Below are 18,462 nucleotides of genomic sequence, written 5' to 3'. Positions count from 1 at the left end.
ATATGATGGCCCTTGCCGCCAAGAATGTGGGCGCGTCTAGCGTGCCCAGCTTCCTTGGCGCGGGCGCTTATCGCCACCATGTCCCGGCGACGGTTGATTACGTGATCCAGCGCGGTGAGTTCCTGACCGCCTATACCCCGTATCAGCCCGAAATTGCGCAAGGGACGCTGCAGTACCTATTTGAATTCCAGACCCAGGTTGCCTCGATCACCGGGATGGATGTTGCCAATGCCTCGATGTGGGATGGTGCGACGTCCTGTGCCGAGGCAGTCCTGATGGCTTGCCGCGCGACCCGTCGCAAAAAGGCGGTTTTGTCGGGTGGTCTGCATCCGCATTACCGCGAAGTGACCGAGACATATTGCCAGTATAGCGACACCGAAGTTGCCGGTCGTGATGGTCATCCGGAACATCAGGCAACTGCCGAAGAGCTTAATGATCTTATTGATGATCAGACGGCTTGTGTCGTGGTGCAGTATCCGGATGTGTTTGGCCGTATTCAGGATCACACCCAGCTTGCTGATCTTTGTCATGCCAAGGGTGCGCTTCTGGTCGTGGTCTTTACCGAGGCGGTTGCCTTTGGTGCAGTCAAATCACCGGGCAGCTTTGGCGCGGATATCGTTTGCGGCGAAGGCCAGTCGATCGGTAATGCGCTGAACTATGGTGGTCCGTATGTCGGCCTGTTTGCCACCACCCAGAAACTGGTGCGTCAGATGCCCGGTCGCCTGTGTGGTGAGACGGTTGATCAGGACGGTAAGCGTGGCTTTGTTCTGACCCTGTCGACCCGTGAGCAGCATATCCGCCGTGAAAAGGCGACTTCGAACATCTGTACCAACTCCGGTCTGTGTTCGCTGGCCTTTACGGTGCATATGAGCCTGCTGGGTGAAGATGGCTATCGCCGTCTGGCGACATTGAACCACGAAAATGCCTGCAAGGCGGCCGATGCGATTGATGCCGTTGATGGTGCGTCGGTAATCAATGACAGCTTCTTTAACGAATTCACCGTCAAGCTGAGCAAGCCAGCGGCCGAAGTTGTTGAGACGCTGGTTGCCAAAGGCGTTCTGGCCGGTGTGCCGTTGTCGCGTCTGTATCCGAACCGTTCGGATCTGGACAACTACCTGTTGGTGGCGGTGACCGAAACCAACAGTGATGAGGATATCGCGGCCCTTGCGTCCGCATTGAAGGAGGCGCTGGCATGAATTTCACAACCCATACCGGCAACCGCGGCCTTGTCATTGAAGAACAGCTGATCTTTGAACAGGGCCAGCCTGGCCGTACCGGCGTTGATCTGCCGGAACCGGCGGGCACCAAATCCCGTCTTGGTGGTCTGGATCGCGATAGCGACGTTGGCCTTCCGGGCCTGTCCGAGCCGCAGGTTGTGCGTCACTTCACGCGCCTGTCGCAGAAGAACTATGGCATTGATGCCGGTTTCTTCCCGCTTGGTTCGTGCACGATGAAGCATAACCCGCGCCTGAATGAAAAGGTCGCGCGTCTGCCCGGTCTTGCCGATCTGCATCCGATGCAGCCCGAAAGCACCGTTCAGGGGGCGCTGGAACTGATCAACAGTTGCGCGCACTGGCTTCTGGTTCTGACCGGCATGCCCGCAGTTTCCATGTCCCCGGCAGCGGGTGCACAGGGCGAACTTTGCGGCATGATGGCCATTCGCGCGGCCCTTGATGCGCGCGGTGAAAACCGTCGTCGTGTTTTGGTGCCGGAATCAGCCCACGGGACCAACCCGGCAACCGCTGCAGCCTGCGGCTTTACGGTTGATTCGATCCCGGCAACCGAAGACGGCCGTGTTGATCTGGCCGCATTCGAAGCCAAGCTTGGCGACGATGTGGCTGGTATTATGCTGACCAACCCGAACACCTGTGGCCTGTTTGAACGCGATGTTCGCAAGATTGCTGATCTGGTGCATGCAGCGGGTGGTTACTTCTATTGCGATGGTGCAAACTTCAACGCCATTGTCGGTCGCGTGCGTCCGGCAGACCTTGGCATTGATGCGATGCATATCAACCTGCACAAGACCTTTTCGACCCCGCATGGCGGTGGCGGACCGGGTTCCGGACCGGTTGTCTTTTCCGAGGCGCTGGCCCCGTTTGCCCCGATCCCCTATGTCGTCAAAAAGGGCGACGGGTTCCATCTGGTTGAAACCGCAGACGAAGATGACGGCATGCAGCCGTTTGGCCGGCTGAAAGGCTTCCATGGTCAGATGGGCATGTTCATTCGTGCGCTGACCTATATGAAAAGCCACGGTGCGGATGGCTTGCGTCAGGCATCGGGTGATGCGGTGCTTAATGCCAACTATCTGCTGGCCCGCCTTAAGGACAAGCTTAGCGTAGCCTTCCCGGGCTACTGCATGCACGAGGCGCTGTTTGATGACAGCTTCCTCAAGGATACGGGGGTTTCGACGCTGGATCTGGCCAAGGCGATCATCGACGAAGGGTTCCACCCGATGACGATGTATTTCCCGCTGGTGGTGCATGGGGCATTGCTGATCGAACCGACCGAGACCGAAACCAAGGAATCGATCGATCAGTTCTGTGATGCGATTCTGGCACTTGTCGCCAAGGCCGAGTCGGGGGATGCGGAATTCTTCAAGAATGCGCCGTATCTGACGCCGCGCAGACGCCTTGATGAAACCGCAGCCGCGCGTAAGCCGGTTTTGCGCTGGAAACCTGAAACAGCTTGATAACCCAAGCAACCTGACTGTTTAAAGCACCCCGGCCCTGTGGTCGGGGTGTTCTTTTTCAAAGACTTGTACTTGAAACCCATTGGACTTGTCGCAATCTGCACCCTTATACTTGTGTGAATTGTAATGAACGACGTCATCAAAGACGCGTTGTGGGGATTTAGTGATCGGACTGCTGTCCGTTCCGGAGGTTTGAAATCAGTCATGTCTCGTCGCGTGCAAAAAGTATTCACTGCCGAACGCCGTCTTAAAGAACGCACCGGTGGTGTTGTTGAGGATTGGTCGGACTCCTTCTTTGACCCGACGCTGGAAAGCGGCATGGGGGCAGGGGAACCGATGCCGGCCGCCTTGCCTGCGTCGACGAGTGCCGGGGATGCGTCCGGGATCAGCCAGGCGGTTCTCGATGAAATCCGCGCGCTGCGTGGCGAGGTTTCGCAACTGCGTCAGGCTGTGGCATCCGGTGCCGTCCCGGTGGCCGGTGATGTTGCGATGGAAGCCCCGGTTGCCTCGAACGATGCGCCGATGGATGAGCTGCCTGAGCCGGTCACAAGCAATCCGACCCATTCCAATCGTCCGGGGGCTGCCGAACCGGATCGTGATGATCTGGAACTGATCCGCACCCAGATCGAGGAAATGAACGAGCATATCCACAAGGCCAAGGTTCAGATTGCGTCGCTTCGCCATCCGAAGGCGCAGGATGATCGTCTTGTCAGTGCGGCCTCGGAGCTTGATGCGATCGTCAAGGATACCGAGATGGCGACCCATACCATTCTGGAATCTGCCGAGCAGATCGATGATCTGACCATGACGCTGAAGAACTCGGCGCCTAGTGACTTTGTCGCCGATCACGTCGAACAGATTGCCTTTATCGTCACCAAGATTTTCGAAGCCTGTAACTTCCAGGACATTACCGGCCAGCGCATCAATAAGGTGGTCAGCACGCTTGAGTTCGTTGAAGAGCGTGTCCACAACATGATCTCGATCTGGGGTGAAGAGGCCTTTAGCGAACTGCCGGTTCCGGAAGTTGAGGAAGAAGCGCGTCCAGAGGATGCCGATCTTCTCAATGGTCCGCAGCTTGAAGGCGAAGGCATCAGCCAGGACGATATCGATAAGTTGTTCGAATAACTCGAAAAATACTTGGTTTCAGGGCCTGATTTAAGGTAGTAGCGTTGCCTGTCTATTCTCGGAGGGGGGATAGCAGGCGTTTGGGTGACGTCTTTTGTCAACCAAACGTTTACATATGCTAAGATACAGTCTTACCTATAAGAATAAGAAGCTATGTTGGGATGCGTGTGACATCAGGTTGCACGTGTTTTGGCGTGCTTGGAGGTTAATATGGGATTTTGGTCTCTCGGTGCTATTCGCCAGCCTAAGGCGCAGGATATCAAATGGCGAAAGAGCCCGCGTGGGGATTACTACCGTCTGTTCATGATCGACGACATTTCAGAGCTTAGCCTGAATGGGGTCGGTGGCGTTTACCTGCTGTGGCATGGCGGTTTGAAACCGTCCTGGCTTGTTGCCGGTGCGACAGAGGATCTTGGCCACAGCTTTGCTGAACTCGCCCGTGATCCGGATATCCGCGAATATGATGCCCGCGGTGGCGTCTATATGAGCTGGTCGCCGATCAAGGGCAGCTTCCGGGAAGGTGTTGTGCACTTCATTGCCAAGCATACTAACCCGACCTTTGAATGCGACTATGACAGCAAGGAAGACCCGATACCGGTCCTGCTGCCGCGCTGATTTGCGGCATGGACGGATGATCGGAAAAGCAAAAAGCTCCGCAAGTGACTGCGGAGCTTTAAGCGCTTGTGCGGGTAAGCCTTTAAAGGCTTAGAGCTTTTTCAGCACAGCTTCGGCACTTGAAACTTCAAACGCACCCGGTTCCTCGATCGCAAGATCGGTGACTTTGCCGTCTTCGACGATCATGGCGAAACGGTTGGCACGCTTGCCAAGGCCACGCCCGGTCAGATCAAGGCCAAGCCCGGTTGCATCGACAAAGGCAAGGTCGCCGTCAGAAAGCATGGTGACGTCATCGGCCTTTTCCGCATCTGCCCATGCCTGCAGGACAAAGGCGTCGTTTGACGCAAGGCAGGCAATCTCATCGACACCCTTGGCTTTAATTTCATCGGCTTTGGCGACAAAGCCGGGCAGGTGTTTTGCCGAGCATGTCGGGGTGAAGGCACCTGGCACTGCGAACAGGACAACTTTGCGACCTGCGAAGAATTCCTTGGAATTGACGGCTTCCGGACCGTCGCTGGTTGCGCGGAAAAGAGTAACTTCCGGGAGTTCAGTACCGACTGAAATGGTCATGGGTATCTCCGTTAATTGGCGCAATCCCGTTGACTGCGCGCTGGATCGCATGCCGGAATCAAACACCAAATCTGGTTGGTATTCAATGCTTTCACGCAGAGTTTTTAACAACTGTCATCTGCTTGACGTTTAACGTTAGCAGGTTCGATCTTGTTCCCCGCAAATAGGCGTGCGGGATCAAAACAATACGCGTCCCCAATCAGATGTGATCACTGTGCCGAGCTGGCAAGGCTGGGAGAACCGTTTGCATCATCAAGCGCGCCAAGAACCTCATCGACGCCGAGCAGTTCGGACAGCAGGATGCCCTCAGGCGCGGCCGGGCCGAACACAGCATTGAATGGAATGCCAAAGCGACCATAAGACGCCAGATAATCGGCAATCTGTTGATCCGGGCGGGTCCAGTCGGCCTGCATCAGAACGACATTGTCCTGTGTCAGGGCGGTACGGACATCCGGCTTTTCAAGAACCAGCTTCTTGTTGACCTGACAAGTGACACACCATTCGGCCGTCACATCAATCACGACGGTTTTGCCATCGGCAACCAGCGTGTCGATGGTTTCAGGTGCAAAGGCCTGCCAGGCAAGTGTGCCGTTGCTTGACGACGCACTTGTTGATGACGGCGGTTGTGAGAAACCGGGCGCAAACAGTGCAACAAGGAAGCCAAGAACAGCAAGCGAGGTAAAGGCAAAGCGCGGACGCAGGTTCGATGTGCGTTTGCGTGCCCAGATGAAAACACCACCGGCAATCAGGCCGAGCCCGACAGCAATGGCACCAGTCATGCCGATCTGAACCGACAACACGCCAAGTAACCAGACCGCCGTCCCGATCAGGGCAAGCCCAAGAACGAATTTGACACCATTCATCCAGCGTCCCGGTTTGGGCAGGATATGGGCCGCGCGCGGCTGAATGGCGATGGCAAAATAGGGCAGGGCCAAACCAATACCGAGCAGGGTGAAGATCCAGAAGATATCAAAAACACTGCCGGCCAGTGCGAACCCGACAGCCGTCCCCAGGAACGGTGCAGAGCACGGGGTGGCCAGCAAGGTGGCAAACATACCGGTCAGGAAGTTGCTGCTGATATGGTGGCCGTGGCTTTCGCTGCGCGTGATGGCGTCATTAGCGGCATTGCCAAGCTGATCCGGGCCGGAAATTTCAAACAAGCCCCACATATTCAATGCAAACAGGGCAAGGATGATCGTCATCACGGTCAGGAAAAGCGGTTGCTGGAACTGAATACCCCAACCGATGGTGCCGCCAGCCAGTTTGATGCCGACGAGAACAGCGGCAATCATCCAGAAGGATGTGATGATCCCGGCCGCACTGGCAAGGAACCCAATGCGCACCCGGTTGGTATCCTGTTCGCGGGCCTTAAGGGCCGACATGACCTTGATCGACAGGACCGGCAAGACGCACGGCATGACATTGAGGATCAAGCCGCCCAGCAGAGCAAACAGGCCGATCATCCAGAAGCTCATGCCAGCGGTTGCACCGGAAGCCGCCATCGATGTCGTTCCAGCCACGCTGTCGCCAGCAGCACCAACAACAAGGTTCTGTTCAACAGAAAGGGGACCGGCAATCGCCGTGACGGTAATGGCTTCATCGTTGAGCGACTGGTCTTCTGCCAGTCCCAGAACGGCGATGTCGAAATATTTGGTATCGGTGCTGTCGTCGTCGTCAACGGTTGCTGGCTTGGGCAGGCCAAAGCCAGCACGCAGGTCGCTTTCAATCAGGATATCGTCAATCGCAACCCCGGCTTCATCAAGGCCACGTACAGCAAGGCGCAGATGGGTTGTATCGTTGATTGTTGTCGTGGTCAGGCTTGTGACTTCCATGGGAAGGCCCGCGCCCGTAAGCGGAACGCGCGAGACAAACTTTTCGATTTGGTGCGCATGGTTGCTGGCGGTCGAAACACCGCTGCCGCCCGCTGCACTTGCAGGGATATCAAGGTTGAAGTCCGCACTTGCCGGAATGCAGATGTCGCTGCAGACGAGATAATCGACATTAAGCTGGATCGCGACCGGCTGCGTGGGATCGGGGATCGTGACATCAATCGGCAGGATGATCTGATTCTTGTAGCCGAATGTTTCCAGACCAAAGATCGAGAAACGATGCGGGGCGGGCCAAAGAACGTTTGCCTCACCCACATTCTGCGATCCGGTCCAGTCGAGCTGCGGCGGGAAGCCGGCATCGCCAGCACTTCGCCAGTAAATCTTCCAGTCAGGCTGCAATTCGTATTCAAGGCCCAGACGCAGTGTCTGTTTTCCACCTGTTTCGGTCTGGGCGCTGATCAGGCGCACCGAGGTAAAATCCTCATCAATCCAGTCGGTTGCCATATCCGATGCGGCCATGGCGGCGGTGGTAACGCCGATGGACGAAAGGCAAAGGGCAAACAAAAATGTCAGGCGGACGATAAGGTGGCGGAGCACGTGTTGTTCCTTAAGCACGAAAGATCGATGAGCGCAGTGTCGGCCAAACTTGTGGCACAAAACAGGCGTAATTCGACACCCTGTTCAAATCAAGCCACGACTATGTGATCTTCATAGCACAAGCATACCGCACACTGGCATGACACAGCGCAAAAACAGCGTCCTCCATTGGCATGGCAGGTTGTTGCTGCCTACATGACCTAATATGGGAAGCCGACATGTCAAACGACAAAATATCGGGTTTCCCGGGTTCTTGATGGTAATGGAAAGGCATTCGCGATAGGCTTTATGAAACAGGTTAAAGAGAGTTTCGATATGGGTGAAGGTATAGACACGGGCGATTATCTCGGTGGCAAGCTGTTGGTCGCGATGCCGGGAATGCGTGATCCGCGCTTTTCGCAAAGTGTGGTCTATATCTGTGCGCACAATAAAGACGGTGCGATGGGGCTGGTGATCAACCGCCTGATCGACAGCATCACCTTCCCGGAATTGCTTGAACAGCTTGGCATTGCTCGTCCGGCACCGACGATCGAAGACATTCAGGTGCATTTCGGCGGCCCGGTCGAAAGCAGCCGTGGCTTTGTTTTGCATTCAACCGACTTTTCCAACGAAGCAACCCTGCATGTTGATCGCGGCGTTTCGGTAACGGCCACGGTCGATATCCTTGAACAGATTGCGGTCGGTGAAGGCCCGCAAAGCCGGATCCTCGCACTTGGCTATGCCGGATGGCGCAGCGGGCAGCTTGAAAGTGAAATCCTTGCCAATGGCTGGCTTCACGTCGATGCCGATGCGGATCTGTTGTTTGATACCGATTGCGAAGACAAGTGGGAACAGGCGTTCTCGCGGCTTGGCTTTGCCCCGGAACTGCTGTCGGGCGAAGCCGGACACGCCTAGGCGGTATTTCCAAAATCGTGTGATCTGCCCAAAGAAAAAGCCTGCCACTTCGGCAGGCTTTTGTATTTTGCACGTGATCTACGGGCTTAATCAAACAGGGCGTCGATTTCTTCCTGTGAGAAGATCTGGTCAACCTCATCCTGCGAAACACGATTGGCGTTCTGCGGGGCCTTGGTGACGGTTTTATCCAAGTTGTCGAGGCCCTTGGGATCTGGCGGCAGATCAAAATCGCCGAAGTCATCTTCGCCCCAAATCTCGATCACGCGGTTCACGCGTTCCTCGATATATTTCATGGTATTGACGACTTTGGTGATGCGCTGTCCGGTCAGATCCTGGAAGTTACAGGATTCAAAGACCTTGACCACCAGTTCGACAATGTCGTCGGCCAGCCCTTGCGTATAGTCGTCAGGTGCTGCGGAACGAATGTTATGGGCGACCGCATCGATCTTTTCGACGGTCTCAAGGATGTTGGCGGTTGCGTCCTCGGTCGCGGCAACGACGGAATCAAGCTCACCCTTCACGATATTGATACGCGTGCCGCTGTCATCTTCGGGCGCGGTATAAAGGGCTGCGATTTCCTTTTTGGTTTCCTGAATGGAATTGGCCAGTGCGCGGACTTCGTTTTTCACGAGGCGAAGCTCATTGCGGGCATCGGCCTGTTCGTCATCATCCGGGACCGCTGCCTTGTTCGCCTTTTTCTGTTCCTCGATCATCACGCGGATGTCGGAAAGCAGTTCAAGCTTGAGATCCTCGATCGCGCTATGGAGACTTGAAATATCGGCACCGCCGGCAGCACCATTCGGATCGGTCGGCATGTCGGTCGGCAGGGCGACCATGTCACTCATGGTTTCGAGTTTGTTGAGCAACCGCATCTCTGCGGTAAATAGTCTTTTACTTCCTGAGCGTGCCATAGACGAACCTCTGTCTTTGTACCGTCTGCAGCGGGCAAGAGCCTGTCTGGCTGTCTTGCACGGAACATCGGGAATGCATACGTGTGGGTAGAATAGTCCGCAAAGCTGATATATCCAACCGAATTTCTATCCGTGATATTGGGGAAAAGCCCGCCCAATTAAAGGGTTCGCCGCGTATTTTTGCTTTTGGGAAACTTTGCCCGGTCAAAACGGTACGCCGAATCGTTTGCAAAACCGGTTTTTGCCCGGTGTCTGGCGGGAAATCGTGGCCAATTGCAAAGCGTTGAGGATGCCGTAGCGTTGGTTTGATCGGATGACGTTTCAACGCCGTAAGTTTTACAACGAAACGGCTTTAGCCATTGGTTGAAGTGATTCCAAGGTCTTTTGCGCATATATTGCAAAGCAGCAAACTGGAATGATGCAAAATCCGGCCAAGAGGAATGGCGGTTTTTCTATCCAAGGGTGGGTGTTTAGAACGATTTCAGCTAAAACCAGAGCGCTAATTTGATGACTTATCAAATACATTTTTTGTGCAATGCAGCGAGGTTTTTTCTGGAACAGGTGCCGAAGATACGCTATTTGCCTGCGATACCAATGTACTTTCATGTGCAGGCTATTTAAGAATAAGATATGTCAGAGGAAATGCTCCGGTCCGTCAATTTTTAATCTTTGGTTGATATGGTGGAAAGCTTCCAAGAAGGAACCTTGAAACCCGGTCTGTTCAAAGAGACGGAGGTGGGGAAGAGTGAGGCATATCGCCTTGAGATGTAATGCGAGGGGGCAGATTCGCATGTCGATCAAGAAGCTATTTCCCATCCTGTTGTTGGGATTGGCGGTTATTACCGGGTTTGACAGCGCAGCGCTTGCTGTCGGTCAGCCCGAGCCGTGGCAGCTTGGGCTGCAGGATCCGGTTTCACCGGTGGCTGTTGAAGGCCAGAAATTCTTTAATCTACTGATCTGGTTGATGACGATCATTACCGTGATCGTTCTGTTTTTGCTGCTGTATGTTCTTTTCCGCTTCAGCGCGAAACGCAACCCTGTGCCGTCGAAAACGACCCACCACACCCTTCTTGAAGTGGTCTGGACGGTTGTTCCGGTGCTGATCCTTCTTGTGATTGCTATCCCGTCCTTCCGCCTGCTGTATTTTGCAGACCGTGTCGAGGATGCCGATCTTACGCTCAAGATCATTGGCAAGCAGTGGTACTGGACCTACGAATATCCGGATAACGGCAACTTCACGTTTGATTCCCTGATGATCGATGAAGAAACTGCCGTTGCAGAAGGCATGAACCGCCTTCTGGATGTGGACAATCCCGTTGTCCTGCCGGTGGACCAGAACATTCGCCTGATCATGACGTCTGACGACGTGATCCATAACTGGGCCATGCCTTCGCTGTTCATCAAGCTTGATGCCGTTCCTGGCCGTCTCAATGAAACCTGGACCCGCATTCCAGGCGAGTATGCCGGTACGACATTCTATGGTCAGTGCTCTGAGCTGTGCGGTGTTAACCACGCCTATATGCCGATCGCAGTCAAAGCTGTTACCATGGAAGAATACGAGGCCTGGGTAGCCAAGGCCCAAGAAGAATTCGCATCTGCTGATCTGCCGTCTGCGGTATCAGTGGCATCGGCAGAGTGAGGGAGAGACTGATGGCTCACGCTGACACACATGATCACGATCATACCCCCGGCTTCTTTGCCCGTTGGTTCCTGTCGACCAACCACAAGGATATCGGGACGCTTTATCTTATCTTCTCTGTGATCGCCGGTTTGATCGGTGGCGCGTTTTCGGTCTGGTTCCGTATGGAACTGGCACAGCCGGGAACGCAGATCATTGAAGATCACCATTTCTTCAACGTGCTCGTGACCGCACACGGCATGATCATGGTCTTCTTTGTTGTCATGCCCGCCATGATTGGCGGTTTTGGCAACTGGTTCGTTCCGATCATGATTGGCGCGCCGGACATGGCGTTCCCGCGTTTGAACAACATTTCCTTCTGGCTGATCGTTCCGGCCTTCCTGATGCTGATGCTGTCAGCTGTGGTGGGTAGCGGGGCTGGTACCGGTTGGACGGTTTATCCGCCGCTTTCGGGCGTGCTCGGGCATCCTGATGCCTCTGTCGACCTTGCGATCTTTGCGCTGCACCTTGCCGGTGCCAGCTCGATCCTTGGTGCGGTGAACTTCATTACCACCATTTTCAATATGCGTGCGCCGGGCATGACCCTGCACAAGATGCCGCTGTTTGCATGGTCGATGCTGGTGACAGCCTTCCTGCTGCTGCTGGCTGTGCCGGTTCTTGGTGGCGCGATCACCATGCTTCTGACCGACCGTAACTTTGGCACGGACTTCTTCAATCCGGCCGGCGGCGGTGACCCGATCCTGTATCAGCACCTGTTCTGGTTCTTCGGGCATCCGGAAGTGTATATCATGATCCTGCCGGGCTTTGGCATCATCAGTCACATCATCTCGACCTTCTCGCGCAAGCCGGTCTTCGGCTATCTCGGGATGGCTTATGCGATGGTGGCGATCGGTGTTGTCGGCTTCATCGTGTGGGCGCACCACATGTACACTGTGGGCATGGATGTTGACACCCGTGCATACTTCACCGCGGCGACGATGGTGATTGCTGTGCCGACCGGGGTTAAGATCTTCTCGTGGATTGCGACCATGTGGGGTGGCTCGATCACCTTGCGTGCTCCGATGCTTTGGGCGATCGGCTTTATCTTCCTGTTCACTGTGGGCGGTGTGACAGGTGTGATGCTGGCGAACTCGGGCATGGATCTGCCGCTTCATGACACCTACTTTGTTGTGGCGCACTTCCACTACGTTCTGTCGCTTGGTGCGGTCTTCTCGATCTTTGCGGGCTTCTATTACTGGTTCAGCAAAATGTCGGGTTACGAGATTTCCGATCTCGGTGCGAAGATCCACTTCTGGCTGTTCTTCATCGGCGTCAACTTGACCTTCTTCCCGCAGCACTTCCTTGGGCTGGCCGGCATGCCGCGTCGTTATGCCGACTATCCGGATGCGTTCGCGGGTTGGAACATGGTTTCGTCCTATGGTGCCTATATCTCGTTTGCTGCGACCATCTTCTTCCTCTGTGTGGTGGCGCATGCCTTCATCCGTGGCAAGAAGGCCGAGGCAAACCCGTACGGGGAAGGTGCCGATACGCTGGAATGGACTGTGAGCTCTCCGCCGCCGTTCCATACCTTTGACGAACTGCCGCGTATCAAGTAAGTGACACTGGTTTAAGTCCCCCGCAGACCCCGGTTTGCGGGGGACATCCTACCGCCCCAAAAGAGAAGACCAGAGTTCAAATGACCAAGCAGGTTGCCGACCAGACCCTAGCACTCGAAAGCGCAGTATCCCTGCCGGTTTCGGACGTGCGTGACTATATTGCATTGCTGAAACCCGGTGTGATGACCCTTGTGGTTTTCACCGGTGCTGTCGGTCTGTTGATTGCCCCGGGATCCATCCATCCGTTCCTCGGACTCGTCGCAATCGCCTGTATCGCCGTTGCCAGTGGCGCGGCTGCATCGATCAACATGTGGTACGATCGCGATATCGATATCCACATGAAACGTACCCAGAGCCGACCGATCCCGGCCGGACGGGTTCCTGCGGACGAGGCATTGTCGCTTGGCATTGCATTGTCGATTGTTTCGGTAACCGTCATGGCGGTTGCCATCAATTTTGCGGCGGCGGTTTTGCTTGCGGTGTCGATCGCGTTCTACGTGTTCGTTTACACCATGTGGCTCAAGCGCAGCACACCACAGAATATCGTCATTGGCGGTGCCGCCGGGGCCTTTCCCCCGATGATCGGCTGGGCGTCGGTGACCGGCGGGATCGATGTCAATTCGATCGCGCTGTTCATGATTATCTTTATGTGGACACCACCACATTTCTGGGCGCTGGCACTGTTCCGCTGTGGCGATTACGCCAAGGTCGGGGTGCCGATGATGCCGGTCGTGGCTGGTGAAGCCGCAACCAAAAAGCAGATGCTGGTTTACACCATCCTGCTTTTGCCGGTGACCTTTGTGCCGGTGGCGACCGGGTTGCTTGGTGTCTTTTATGGCGTGACCGCGGGCCTGACCGGGCTTTGGTTCCTGCGCCATGCGGTTCGTGTTCTGCGCAATGCCGAAGAACGCGCCCCGCACAAGATGTTTGGATATTCCATTCTGTATCTGTTCGTTCTGTTCGGGGCGATGGTTGCAGATGTCTGGCTTGGCGGGTTGATCGGATGAGTGAGCAGCCCAAAATGAACAAGGCGGAACTCGAAGCGTTCTATGCCAAGCGCAAGAAGAAGAACTGGGCGTTTCTGGTCATCCTGACCAGTCTGATTGTCCTGTTCTTTGCGATAACCATTTTGAAGATGAGCTAGGAAACCATGGCTGATCAGAAACACACAGATACGATCAAGGCGCGCAACAAGCGCGTGTTGTTGAGCTGTGTTGTCGTCGTTGGCGGCATGATCGGTCTGTCCTATGCCTCAGTCCCGCTTTATGAGTTGTTCTGTCAGGTGACCGGTTTTGGTGGCACGCCAAAGGTTGGCAAAGACACCGGGATCGAAGTTTCGGAACGGACCATCAAGGTCCGGTTCAATGCCGATGTGAATTCCGGCCTGCAATGGCAGTTCAAACCCGAACAGCGTGAAATCACGGTGCGTCTGGGTGAAGACAATCTGGCGCATTACGTTGCCGAAAACATGGCGCTCCAGCCGATCACCGGTCAGGCCGTTTACAATGTGACACCACTGAAAGCTGGGCAGTATTTCAGCAAGATCGCGTGTTTCTGTTTTGACGAACAAACCCTTCAACCGGGTGAGCGCGTCGACATGCCGGTCAGTTTCTATGTTGATCCTGCCATTGCCGAAGACATCAATACCCAGGACGTGAAGACGATTACCCTGTCATACACCTTCTTCAAATCCGAGGCATCGGTCGAAGCAGTTGGCGGGAAAGAAGATCAGGGAGGCTGACAGAACACGGTTTCGTGGGCTGGACGGTCTTTGTTTAACAAAGCGAACTTAGAGTTTCTTTTGTAAGGATTGAGGGGGGCAAGGAATGAGTGATCATGCACAAAAGCATCCGTTCCACCTGGTAGACCCGAGCCCGTGGCCGCTGGTGGCTGCGGCGTCCGCTGGTCTGTTCACCGGTGGCATGGTCATGTTCATGCATTCGGACCGTGCGCCGGCAGACTTCTGGCTGGCAGCACTGGGCATTGCGGGCATTCTGTTCGTGATGTTCCGTTGGTGGAGCAACGTGATCAGCGAATCACACATCTATCATAACAAGGTCGTTCAGATCGGCCTGCGTTACGGGATGTCGCTGTTCATCGCATCCGAGGTGATGTTCTTCGTCGCCTTCTTCTGGGCATTCTTCCACAACGCGTTTGTGATCTTCAGCCCCGGTGTGACCGAATGGCCGCCCGCAGGCGTTGAAGTGCTTGATCCGTGGGATCTGCCGTTCCTGAACACCCTTATCCTGCTTCTGTCGGGTTGCACCCTTACCTGGGCGCACCATGGCATCCTCGAAGGCAAGAAAAAGGACCTTGTTCAGGGTCTGGCACTGACCGTTGGTCTTGGCATCATCTTCCTGTTCCTGCAGGCATACGAGTACAGCCACGCGGCATTCGGCTTTGCTGACAACATCTATTCCTCGACCTTCTACATGGCGACCGGTTTCCACGGTTTCCACGTGTTTGTCGGAACGGTGTTCCTGGCGGTTTGCCTTGTGCGTGCGATGAAGGACGGCTTCAAGCAGGACCATCATTTCGGTCTTGAGGCAGCAGCCTGGTATTGGCACTTCGTTGACGTTGTCTGGCTGTTCCTGTTCTTTGCCGTTTACATCTGGGGTGGCGAATAAGCCACCCGCCAGTAAACGTTCAAGACCATGGATGACTATTATCCAAACCTTTCCCCCATTCGTACCGGGCTGGCATGCAAATGCCCCCGCTGCGGTGGGGGAAAGTTGTTTTCAGGCTATCTGACTGTTCGCGAAACCTGCGAGGTGTGCGGACTGGATCTGCGCGGCCATGATTCCGGTGATGGCCCGGCCGTTTTCATCATCTTTATTCTCGGCTTTCTGGTGGTGCCGATGGCGCTTTGGGTTGAAATGACCTATATGCCACCCCTGTGGCTGCACGCCGTTGTCTGGGGGCCGGTTATCCTTGGCGTGACCTTGGTCTTGCTAAGGCCGCTCAAAGGCATCATGGTGGCGCTGCAATATCGTCACCGATCGACATCCGAACAGGACTGACCTTTCATGCCTCTTCTTAAAACGCGTCCCAGTCTGGCGATGAAAATTTGCGCCGGACTGTCTCTGATCATTCTGCTGGCCCTTGGTTCCTGGCAGGTGGACAGGCTGTTCTGGAAACAAGGCATCATTGAAAGCCGCCAGGCACAGGCGCATATGGCGCCGATTGCGGTGCCGACCGATACCACCCTTGATCCCGACATGGCGTTTCGCGCGGCCTATGCCGAAGGAACGTATTTGAACGATCAGGAAAAGTATCTGATGGCGCGCACCCGGCGCGGCAATGTCGGCTTTCAGCTGATCACCCCGCTTGAACAAGAAGACGGGCGCATCATTCTGGTCAATCGTGGCTGGGTGCCGCAGGATTACCGTGATCCTGCAACCCGCCCCGAAAGCCTGATCGAGGGACCGGTTCGCGTATCTGGCGTCTTGCGCCTGCCCAAGGAAAAGCATTGGGCACAGCCGGAAAACGACGCGATTAAAAATCAGTGGTTCTATGTCGATGTTAATCACATGGCCGAAGATACCGGTGCGGATCTTGCCAGCCCCTACTATCTGGAGCTTGATGATACAGAGGTCCCGGGTGGTTTGCCGATTGGTGGTCAGGCAAAGGTTGAGTTGCCCAACAACCATCTGGAATATGCCATTACCTGGTACAGCCTGGCGCTGACCCTGATTGTGATGTTTGTTCTGTACCATCGCCGCCCATCCGGCGATAAGGAAACCGACAGCCAAGCCTGATCCACCGTCCTATAGTCCCCATCTGATTGATATTTTGCGGCTAGTCATCCCATCTGATTGCCCGCGCAGGAGTTCCCATGACCGAAGCCTATAAACAGCTTGAAGCCCGTTTTCACCGCATGAGTGTCCTGTCGGGGATCGGCGGCATGTTGCATTGGGATATGGCGGTGATCATGCCGGGCGGCGGCGCGGATGCCCGTTCCGAACAGTTGGCAACGCTGAGTGTTCTGGAAAACGAGCTGATCAATGCTCCGGATCTGGGTGATCTGATTGCCAGTGCCGAAACCGAGAACCTAGATGACTGGCAAAAGGCCAATCTGGCAGAGATGAAGCGCGGCTGGGTGCATGGCACGGCGGTGCCCGCCGATCTGGTCGAGAAGATGTCGCGCGCCGAAACCCGCTGCGAAGTCGCATGGCGTAAAGCGCGGGCGGACAATGACTTCAAGGGACTGTTGCCGCAATTGCAGGAAGTACTTGATCTGTCGATCGAGGCCGGAAAGGCCAAGGCAGAGGCATTGGGGACATCGGTTTATGATGCGCTGCTTGATCAATATGATCCGATGATGCGTTCTGAGCGGATTGATAGTCTGTTTGCCGAACTGGAATCCTTCCTGCCCGATTTCACGGCCGATGTTATCGAGCGTCAGAAATCCGAAGACAAGCCGATCAAACCGGTTGGTCCGTTCCCGATTGAAACCCAGAACCGCATTGGTCTTGATCTGATGAAGGCGGTCGGGTTCGATTTTGACCATGGGCGTCTGGATATATCCCATCATCCATTCTGTGGTGGTATCCCGGAAGATGTGCGTTTGACCACGCGCTATGACGAGAATGATTTTACCTCAGCGATCATGGGCGTTTTGCACGAAACCGGTCATGCCATGTATGAGCGCGGCCTGCCCAAGGAATGGCAGAACCAGCCGGTTGGCACGGCCCGTGGCATGACCATGCATGAAAGCCAGTCGCTGCTTGTTGAAATGCAGGCCTGTCGGTCGGAAGAATTTCTGACCTATGCCGGGCCGGTGTTCGAGGCGGCATTTGGGGGTGACAGTTCGGCGTGGACAGCGAACAACCTGCATCGCCTTTACACCCGCGTTGAGCCGGGCCTGATCCGTGTGGATGCGGATGAAGTCACCTATCCGGCACATGTGATCCTGCGTTATCGCATTGAACGCGCGCTGATCGAAGGCGACATGAAGCTTGCCGATTTGCCGTCGGCCTGGAACGAACTGATGCAGAAGCTTCTGGGGATTGTGCCAGAAGATGACCGCAATGGCTGCATGCAGGATATCCACTGGCCGTCAGGTGCATGGGGGTACTTCCCGACCTATACGTTAGGGGCGATGGCCGCAGCCCAGATCTTTGCCGCTGCCAAGGACGCCAACCCCGAAATTGCCACCGGATTGACCCGAGGTGATTTCGCGCCATTGATGGGCTGGCTTGGCACAAACATTCACAGTCAGGCATCAAGCAAATCCACCGATGCGATTCTTGAAGCCGCGACAGGAAAGGTCCTTGGCGTGGAGGCATTCAAGACCCATCTTGAGAATAGGTATGGCCGGTAAATTCAATTGAATGGATCGGGCAATCTGATAGCATTGGTTGATGAAGTAGTGATATACGCTTTCATCAATGATCGGGGATATAATCCCGGCTAACCTATTATGGGCACTGCAAACACATGGGCATAACTGACGGCAACAAGAAGGTAATGGACCGACAGGTCTATGCCATGGATCAGATTATTTTCCGGGAAGGAAAACCGGGGAATGCTGCCTATGTTGTACAGGAAGGCAAGGTCGAGATTTTCAAGACCCTGAGTGAAGATAAAGAAGTCATTTTGGGGACGATTGATTCCGGCGGTTTATTTGGTGAGCTTGCCCTTGTCGATAACCAGCCGCGCATGGCATCGGCCCGTGCAACAGAACGCACCGTTCTGATCGCAATCAGCCGCCAGACGTTTGAAAAGAAAATGTCGGGCTCGGACAGGTTCATCAAGGCGGTCTTGCGAATCCTTCTGGGCAACTATCGCACGGTTGTCCGCCGTGCTGCCTTGGCCGAGGCGAAGCTCAAGGAACATGACATCCCGCTTGATAGCTAAGCTGTCGGCGATGTTTGCTGCTGTGGCCTGCCTTGATCGCGCTTTATGCCGATTGCTGGCCAGACCTGCTGTATTGGCCCTTGACTATATCGGCCCAAACCCTCACTAAATCAGGCCTTGGCGTGTTTTCGGGCGGTCA

At 55.1% G+C, this 18,462-nt stretch carries 18 protein-coding genes; 15 read left to right on the top strand and 3 right to left on the bottom strand.

Features of this window, described 5'->3' with window-relative positions; genetic code table 11:
• The 4 genes from gcvPA to CMO10_RS12490 form a co-directional block, all read left to right on the top strand.
• Nucleotides 1-1,196, top strand: a 1,196-nt coding sequence (gene gcvPA, locus CMO10_RS12505; protein ID WP_297022616.1) for an aminomethyl-transferring glycine dehydrogenase subunit GcvPA, incomplete at its 5' end; no start/stop codon positions are given.
• Nucleotides 1,193-2,689: an aminomethyl-transferring glycine dehydrogenase subunit GcvPB gene (gcvPB, locus tag CMO10_RS12500; protein WP_044827664.1), complete on the top strand. Its 1,497-nt coding sequence runs from the start codon at nt 1,193-1,195 to the stop codon at nt 2,687-2,689. The genes gcvPA and gcvPB, both read left to right, overlap by 4 nt.
• A 204-nt stretch (nt 2,690-2,893) precedes the next feature.
• Complete coding sequence (locus CMO10_RS12495) at nt 2,894-3,814, top strand: protein phosphatase CheZ (RefSeq protein WP_297022611.1); 921 nt, start codon at nt 2,894-2,896, stop codon at nt 3,812-3,814.
• Between the two features lie 210 nt (nt 3,815-4,024).
• The gene (locus CMO10_RS12490) at nt 4,025-4,429 is read left to right on the top strand and encodes a hypothetical protein (protein WP_297022608.1); all 405 of its coding nucleotides are present in this window, start codon (nt 4,025-4,027) and stop codon (nt 4,427-4,429) included.
• 90 nt (nt 4,430-4,519) lie between these two features.
• Here the strand turns inward: CMO10_RS12490 and CMO10_RS12485 are convergent, their stop codons facing one another.
• Together CMO10_RS12485 and CMO10_RS12480 are read right to left on the bottom strand one after the other, a co-directional pair.
• Nucleotides 4,520-4,999: a peroxiredoxin gene (locus tag CMO10_RS12485; RefSeq protein WP_044827665.1), complete on the bottom strand. Its 480-nt coding sequence runs from the start codon at nt 4,997-4,999 to the stop codon at nt 4,520-4,522.
• A gap of 209 nt (nt 5,000-5,208) precedes the next feature.
• A complete protein-coding gene (locus CMO10_RS12480; RefSeq protein WP_297022606.1) occupies nt 5,209-7,425 on the bottom strand; it encodes a protein-disulfide reductase DsbD family protein in 2,217 nt (738 codons plus the stop codon).
• A 315-nt stretch (nt 7,426-7,740) separates the two neighbouring features.
• Here CMO10_RS12480 and CMO10_RS12475 point away from each other — a divergent pair, with 315 nt between their 5' ends.
• Nucleotides 7,741-8,319, top strand: a complete 579-nt coding sequence (locus CMO10_RS12475; RefSeq protein ID WP_297022604.1) for a YqgE/AlgH family protein — start codon at nt 7,741-7,743, stop codon at nt 8,317-8,319.
• 86 nt (nt 8,320-8,405) lie between these two features.
• Here CMO10_RS12475 and CMO10_RS12470 read toward each other — a convergent pair whose 3' ends face one another.
• The gene (locus CMO10_RS12470; RefSeq protein ID WP_297022602.1) at nt 8,406-9,230 is read right to left on the bottom strand and encodes a hypothetical protein; all 825 of its coding nucleotides are present in this window, start codon (nt 9,228-9,230) and stop codon (nt 8,406-8,408) included.
• A 790-nt stretch (nt 9,231-10,020) separates the two neighbouring features.
• Here CMO10_RS12470 and coxB point away from each other — a divergent pair.
• The 10 genes from coxB to CMO10_RS12420 all read left to right on the top strand — a co-directional run bounded on the left by coxB (nt 10,021) and on the right by CMO10_RS12420 (nt 18,323).
• Complete coding sequence (gene coxB / locus CMO10_RS12465; RefSeq protein ID WP_297022600.1) at nt 10,021-10,869, top strand: cytochrome c oxidase subunit II; 849 nt, start codon at nt 10,021-10,023, stop codon at nt 10,867-10,869.
• A gap of 11 nt (nt 10,870-10,880) precedes the next feature.
• On the top strand, nt 10,881-12,464 hold the full coding sequence (ctaD, locus tag CMO10_RS12460; RefSeq protein ID WP_297022598.1) for a cytochrome c oxidase subunit I: 1,584 nt from the start codon (nt 10,881-10,883) through the stop codon (nt 12,462-12,464).
• Nucleotides 12,465-12,544: 80 nt separating this feature from the next.
• Entirely contained in the window at nt 12,545-13,471 is a 927-nt protein-coding gene (gene cyoE / locus CMO10_RS12455; RefSeq protein WP_200892644.1) for a heme o synthase, read from the top strand.
• Complete coding sequence (locus CMO10_RS12450) at nt 13,468-13,608, top strand: hypothetical protein (protein ID WP_200892645.1); 141 nt, start codon at nt 13,468-13,470, stop codon at nt 13,606-13,608. Before cyoE ends, CMO10_RS12450 begins: the two co-directional genes overlap by 4 nt.
• Before the next feature lie 6 nt (nt 13,609-13,614).
• The gene (locus CMO10_RS12445) at nt 13,615-14,205 is read left to right on the top strand and encodes a cytochrome c oxidase assembly protein (RefSeq protein WP_297022594.1); all 591 of its coding nucleotides are present in this window, start codon (nt 13,615-13,617) and stop codon (nt 14,203-14,205) included.
• Nucleotides 14,206-14,290: 85 nt separating this feature from the next.
• A complete protein-coding gene (locus CMO10_RS12440; RefSeq protein ID WP_297022593.1) occupies nt 14,291-15,091 on the top strand; it encodes a cytochrome c oxidase subunit 3 in 801 nt (266 codons plus the stop codon).
• 105 nt (nt 15,092-15,196) lie between these two features.
• Nucleotides 15,197-15,484, top strand: coding sequence for a DUF983 domain-containing protein (locus CMO10_RS12435; RefSeq protein WP_363928341.1), 288 nt, complete (start codon nt 15,197-15,199; stop codon nt 15,482-15,484).
• A 6-nt stretch (nt 15,485-15,490) separates the two neighbouring features.
• Entirely contained in the window at nt 15,491-16,222 is a 732-nt protein-coding gene (locus CMO10_RS12430; protein WP_297022589.1) for an SURF1 family protein, read from the top strand.
• A 77-nt stretch (nt 16,223-16,299) separates the two neighbouring features.
• The gene (locus CMO10_RS12425) at nt 16,300-17,787 is read left to right on the top strand and encodes a carboxypeptidase M32 (RefSeq protein ID WP_297022588.1); all 1,488 of its coding nucleotides are present in this window, start codon (nt 16,300-16,302) and stop codon (nt 17,785-17,787) included.
• A gap of 116 nt (nt 17,788-17,903) precedes the next feature.
• Nucleotides 17,904-18,323, top strand: a complete 420-nt coding sequence (locus tag CMO10_RS12420) for a cyclic nucleotide-binding domain-containing protein (protein WP_044827675.1) — start codon at nt 17,904-17,906, stop codon at nt 18,321-18,323.
• The last annotated feature ends 139 nt before the right edge of the window (nt 18,324-18,462 follow it).

It is taken from the genome of Thalassospira sp. (genome assembly GCF_002709775.1).
Taxonomy (GTDB): domain Bacteria; phylum Pseudomonadota; class Alphaproteobacteria; order Rhodospirillales; family Thalassospiraceae; genus Thalassospira.
The sequence above is the reverse complement of the archived record's forward strand: the minus strand, read 5'-3'. Positions and strand labels throughout refer to the sequence as shown.

Bases quoted from the DNA above. Each gene is read 5' to 3' on its own strand.
- CMO10_RS12440 (WP_297022593.1), top strand. From the start codon at position 14,291: ATGAGTGATCATGCACAAAAGCATCCGTTCCACCTGGTAGACCCGAGC.
- cyoE (WP_200892644.1), top strand. From the start codon at position 12,545: ATGACCAAGCAGGTTGCCGACCAGACCCTAGCACTCGAAAGCGCAGTA.
- CMO10_RS12445 (WP_297022594.1), top strand. From the start codon at position 13,615: ATGGCTGATCAGAAACACACAGATACGATCAAGGCGCGCAACAAGCGC.
- CMO10_RS12470 (WP_297022602.1), bottom strand. From the start codon at position 9,230: ATGGCACGCTCAGGAAGTAAAAGACTATTTACCGCAGAGATGCGGTTG.
- CMO10_RS12485 (WP_044827665.1), bottom strand. From the start codon at position 4,999: ATGACCATTTCAGTCGGTACTGAACTCCCGGAAGTTACTCTTTTCCGC.
- coxB (WP_297022600.1), top strand. From the start codon at position 10,021: ATGTCGATCAAGAAGCTATTTCCCATCCTGTTGTTGGGATTGGCGGTT.
- CMO10_RS12490 (WP_297022608.1), top strand. From the start codon at position 4,025: ATGGGATTTTGGTCTCTCGGTGCTATTCGCCAGCCTAAGGCGCAGGAT.
- CMO10_RS12425 (WP_297022588.1), top strand. From the start codon at position 16,300: ATGACCGAAGCCTATAAACAGCTTGAAGCCCGTTTTCACCGCATGAGT.
- gcvPB (WP_044827664.1), top strand. From the start codon at position 1,193: ATGAATTTCACAACCCATACCGGCAACCGCGGCCTTGTCATTGAAGAA.
- CMO10_RS12430 (WP_297022589.1), top strand. From the start codon at position 15,491: ATGCCTCTTCTTAAAACGCGTCCCAGTCTGGCGATGAAAATTTGCGCC.
- CMO10_RS12495 (WP_297022611.1), top strand. From the start codon at position 2,894: ATGTCTCGTCGCGTGCAAAAAGTATTCACTGCCGAACGCCGTCTTAAA.
- ctaD (WP_297022598.1), top strand. From the start codon at position 10,881: ATGGCTCACGCTGACACACATGATCACGATCATACCCCCGGCTTCTTT.
- CMO10_RS12420 (WP_044827675.1), top strand. From the start codon at position 17,904: ATGGGCATAACTGACGGCAACAAGAAGGTAATGGACCGACAGGTCTAT.
- CMO10_RS12450 (WP_200892645.1), top strand. From the start codon at position 13,468: ATGAGTGAGCAGCCCAAAATGAACAAGGCGGAACTCGAAGCGTTCTAT.
- CMO10_RS12475 (WP_297022604.1), top strand. From the start codon at position 7,741: ATGGGTGAAGGTATAGACACGGGCGATTATCTCGGTGGCAAGCTGTTG.